This is a genomic window from Microcoleus sp. S28C3 (genome assembly GCF_036700785.1).
In the GTDB taxonomy this organism is placed as follows: Bacteria; Cyanobacteriota; Cyanobacteriia; order Cyanobacteriales; family Microcoleaceae; genus Microcoleus; species Microcoleus asticus.
In genome coordinates, this window is record NZ_JAUBPO010000225.1 from 1 (window position 1) to 4,273 (window position 4,273).

The following is a 4,273-nucleotide window of genomic DNA, read 5'->3' on the forward strand; positions in this document are numbered from 1 at the left end:
TCGATTTGCGATGTTCTTAACAATTTAGTTGAGGTTCTTGAGGCTAACGTATCCAAATGCTTGCTCCTATCTCCTTACTCATCAATAAACATATTTTACCTTCCTTGGTAATTTCTTTCTCAGAAATCACCTTAGCGGGTGACAAGGCACCTCTAGTTTAAACAGGACAAAGGTTTGAGAGAATGATAAGGCAAAAAAATAAGGAGCCACACGGGCTCCCCAAAAAACAAAATGTTGCCCCCATCATACCAAAAAATCCTGCGTACTCATCTCAATGAAAGCCAGTACTTAACCTTACAACTGCTGTTGTTATTGCTTCAGGCTCATCGTCAGGTCAAACTCTCCGTATTAGCCAGTGTCTTTCCTCAACCGATTCAATATCAAAGCCGCAAAAGAAACTTACAACGCTTTTTAGTGTTGCCTCAGTTGTGCGTCAAACTGTTGTGGTTTCCCTTGATTAAATATTGGATTGTGAGCGAGCAAACGGGAAAGCGCTTAAACCGAGAACAACGTCGTTGTGTACGAAAACTCAAGCATCAAAAGTATGGCTATTGGATCATTGCAATCGACCGAACACAGTGGAAAGGACACAATATATTTATGGTTAATCTGGTATGGGGAACTCATGCTCTTCCGATATATTATTGGGAAGTCTTAAAGAAGTCAGGTAACAGTGACCTCAAGACTCAAAAACGACTTTTAGGTACAGTCCTTTTTCTGTTTAAGAACTATCCCGTCTTGGTATAAGGCGATCGAGAGTTCCATAGCCCCAAACTCGCATCATGGCTTGATTCCAGAGGCGTATCCTTTGCACTGCGTCAGAAAAAGGACTTCCAATTTCAAGAGAATTTAGGTGAAGACTATCAAGTGCTCAAAAAACTTGGCTTCAAACCTGGGATGTCCAATTTTTATCAGAATATTTTGGGAAATAAAGGAGAGGGTTTAGGACCATTTAATCTGGCTGTATATTGGAAACGAAAATATCGTAAGCCAGGACCAAAAGAACCTTGGTATATTCTGACAAATCTCCCTAATCTGAAGCTTACTTTAGATGCTTATTGGGTAGTGATAAATATGTAGTGATTAGATATTTATTGGCTCAAAACATAGTTGTAATGATGAATAAAATACCAAATAGCACCAATATGGTTTTCTAACTTTTTAGAAAATGAAAGAGTCTTTCTTACTAGACGACAAACACGTTGGCGCAATGTATTATTAAATCTTTCAATGTGATTAGTTTTTCCACTGTCTTTACCAACTGGCTGATGACGTAGCGAAGGAAAAATACAAGCATATGCCGCCCAAAAATCTGTATAGCAAACAGCACATTGTCTATATACAGGAGGTAGAGAATTCCATAATTGTTTGGCTCCTTCTTCGCTACGAGCGCCAATATAAACACCAATAATTTCTCTGGTCTCTCTATCCATTGCTAACCACACCCATTGCTTGTTTTCTTTACAATCTACAAATGACCACAGTTCATCACATTCAACATTCAATCTGACTTTTTTTTTAGGTTTAACCTTTACTGTGCGATCGATTGAGGCATATTTATTATTTACGTAATCCTGTAACCATTTTTGAGAAACACCCGTGCTTCTAGCTATACCAGCCAAAGAAATCTTTTCCAAAAGAAGTCGGTCGATTAAACTTTTTGTTTCTGAGCTAATTACTTTGTTAGTCGGATTCTCGACAAATTGGCGACCACAAGTTTGACATTTGTATTTGGGTTTTTTATTATAAATTCTACCATTTTTAACTATGCGATTTGAACCACAATCTGGGCAATTTGGTCTTAATAATAGCATATTAAATAACTAAACTAATGTTGGCAGATATCAAGGATGACAGCAATAGTCACTTATAATAGCATAAGTGTAACTCAACATACATTGGAGCGCATAAAAAAATATTAAAATCCCCAAACTTGATTGTGTGAGTTATAAAAATATCCTATGTATTCAATTAGTGTAATTAAAATTCACTACATATTTATTACTACCGCTTATTGTTGTCGGTGGGGCATCGAACAGATGTTCAAAGATTACAAAACCGGTGCTTATAATGCGAGAAGATACCAAGGTCAATGAAGCTCGCTTTTTAGCCTTAGTCTTGTTGATTGCGATAGCTTATAGTTTGGCGACGATTCACGGACAATGGCTCAAGAAGTTAGGTATATAAATTTATGCTGGACGGATCAATGAGCATCAAGACAAAACCCCACTTCGTAAGTGAATTTAGTCTGAGCCTCTATGGACAACGGTGGATCTATGGGATGGAATTATGGAACGATTGGGTAATAAGTCTAATTGCACTCAAGCCCCATAAACGTCTCTATTTTCAGCGTGGCTTCTACGCCCTATCCCTCATACAGCAAGCATTATAGGTGCGTTGTCACCCGTTAAGGAATTAGTAGACCTCTTGCAAAATAATTTTGTGCTACTATAGAAAGTTTAGACAATTTTTAAATCTAGCAGGCTGGGCAAGTTTAAGGAGATGCCAATCAACCCAATAATTAAAAGTTTGACCTAAACTTGAGCAAACTTTTAATTATAACAGATATTTTTTTTGCAAGAGGTCTAGTCAACATACTTGATTCATCTTGATAATAACTTACAGCGTATTCCAGGTTTATGAAGTACAGTAGCAGCAGCTTGTAAACCAGTTTTTGAAGTGTTTGGTATTGACCAAATAAGCGTGCCGTAGCAAGTAAAACATCAACCCGGAGTGGTAGTTGTTGGTGAGAACTGACGTAAAAAAAAAGCTTTGAGTTGTGACCACCATAATTCTATCGGATGAAAATCCGGAGAATAGGGTGATAAATTTAGGACAGTGGCACCAGCCGCTTAAATCAATGGTTCAATCACCGCCAACTTATGAGCTGGTAGATTATCCATAAAAACCACTGCACCTTTCCCTAAGTTTGGCACTAAACATTGTTCTACAAAAACTGCAAATGCCTGACTATCCATCGACCCATTCAGCGTCATTAATCCTACTAATTTTTTTAAGCTTATTGCTCCAATAACTGTTACTTTTGCACCCGATTAAATTGTTTTAAATCATAGACTCTACTACCATATCTAGAACGTGTGCGGGTTCGTGTCAACCCCAATAAAACGCCCATTTCATCCAAAAAAACGAGGTTTTCAGGGTCAATATTTTTCACTTTCTCCCAATATTCACCCCTGAGAATTTGCACTCTTTCAGTAGCCGACTGACTACTGCGTATGGTCTTTTTTTTCGCGTCAAATTTTGTTTTTGTAGTTCACGACACATCATGCTAGGGCTGACAGCTTCGTTTTAGGTCAAACGCCAATATTCACTTGGGTTCTGACAACGTGCTATCCGGATATTTTTCTACCATCAGGGTAAATTTAGTCCGGCGCGAGTTTAACACACTTTTGAGGCTTCCACCCTGTTTTCTGGGTTGAACGCGACCAGTCGTTTGTTTTTGTTTTAAAATTTTTTGAACAAACCCTTTACTCACATCAAATCTGGCGGCTACTTTCCCAGGGTAAACGCATCTTAATTTCAACCTAAAACATGATAAGATGAAGTATGGGGCTAAATCAAGTGCGTAATTAGGTACGATCGATGGCGAAAGGGTTTACTTCGACTTTAACTGCCCAACAAAAAACAATAGGTGTATCGAGCCCGACACACTTATTGAACGCTTGTTTTTTAAACCATTTTGGGACCTTGACCGATCCAAGAATAGAAAGAAGTAAAGAGCATTTATTAATAGATATTGTAGCAATTGCGATTCTAGCTGTCATCAGCGGTGCAGATGGATGGGGAGCAATAGAACTCTATGGAACAACCAAATATGAATGGCTGAAAGGTTTTCTAGAACTGCCGAATGGAATTCCTTCTCATGATACATTTAGTCTCCTTATTTGCTCGAATTGAACCGCAGCAGTTTCAAGAGTGTTTTTTGAGTTGGATAAATTCAATCACCCAAAAGTTGAAGCTAGAAGTCATAGCCATCGATGGCAAAACAATGAAACAATCTTATGACCGGAATCACAGCCAAAAACCATTGCATATAGTCAGTGCATGGTCTTCATCCCATCAATTAGTTTTAGGGCAAAAAAAAGTCAATAAGAAATCCAACGAAGTCACAGCAATTCCGGCTTTGTTAGAGCTGCTAGAAATTGCTGGAAGCATAATAACCATCGATGCTTTGGGACTGGAGTTTAGACTAAGCACAAATTTACTCAGAAGGAGCTGAGTAGAAATTATGGTGAATTTAGAGAGAGATTCC

The 4,273-nt window shown here is 38.2% G+C and carries 4 protein-coding genes and 3 pseudogenes; 4 read left to right on the forward strand and 3 right to left on the reverse strand.

From position 1 onward, the window contains the following. Positions 1-231: 231 nt before the first annotated feature. Positions 232-1,059 (forward strand): annotated as a pseudogene (locus QUA13_RS31740) (IS4 family transposase); the annotation flags it as partial. A 32-nt stretch (positions 1,060-1,091) separates the two neighbouring features. Here QUA13_RS31740 and QUA13_RS31745 read toward each other — a convergent pair. Continuing rightward, a complete protein-coding gene (locus QUA13_RS31745; RefSeq protein ID WP_333204971.1) occupies positions 1,092-1,814 on the reverse strand; it encodes an IS1 family transposase in 723 nt (240 codons plus the stop codon). 198 nt (positions 1,815-2,012) lie between these two features. On the opposite strand from QUA13_RS31745, the pseudogene QUA13_RS31750 reads away from it, so the two are divergent. Next, positions 2,013-2,392, forward strand: a pseudogene (locus QUA13_RS31750) (IS4 family transposase); the annotation flags it as partial. A gap of 460 nt (positions 2,393-2,852) precedes the next feature. Here the strand turns inward: QUA13_RS31750 and QUA13_RS32975 are convergent. Both QUA13_RS32975 and QUA13_RS32980 read right to left on the reverse strand, forming a co-directional pair. Beyond that, a pseudogene (locus tag QUA13_RS32975) lies at positions 2,853-3,038 on the reverse strand (transposase); the annotation flags it as partial. A 290-nt stretch (positions 3,039-3,328) separates the two neighbouring features. Continuing rightward, positions 3,329-3,544 (reverse strand): hypothetical protein, encoded by a 216-nt coding sequence (locus tag QUA13_RS32980; protein WP_445242771.1) that lies wholly within the window; start codon positions 3,542-3,544, stop codon positions 3,329-3,331. A gap of 59 nt (positions 3,545-3,603) precedes the next feature. On the opposite strand from QUA13_RS32980, the gene QUA13_RS31755 reads away from it, so the two are divergent. Then, positions 3,604-3,918, forward strand: coding sequence for a transposase family protein (locus QUA13_RS31755; protein ID WP_333204973.1), 315 nt, complete (start codon positions 3,604-3,606; stop codon positions 3,916-3,918). Then, positions 3,884-4,240 carry an ISAs1 family transposase gene (locus tag QUA13_RS31760; RefSeq protein ID WP_333204975.1) on the forward strand — a complete coding sequence of 119 codons (357 nt, stop codon included), beginning with the start codon at positions 3,884-3,886 and terminating at the stop codon, positions 4,238-4,240. The genes QUA13_RS31755 and QUA13_RS31760 overlap by 35 nt, the downstream gene beginning before the upstream one ends. Positions 4,241-4,273 lie beyond the last annotated feature (33 nt).

Coding starts and splice junctions, on each gene's coding strand:
- QUA13_RS31745 (WP_333204971.1), bottom strand. CDS start 1,814: ATGCTATTATTAAGACCAAATTGCCCAGATTGTGGTTCAAATCGCATA.
- QUA13_RS31755 (WP_333204973.1), top strand. CDS start 3,604: ATGGCGAAAGGGTTTACTTCGACTTTAACTGCCCAACAAAAAACAATA.
- QUA13_RS31760 (WP_333204975.1), top strand. CDS start 3,884: ATGATACATTTAGTCTCCTTATTTGCTCGAATTGAACCGCAGCAGTTT.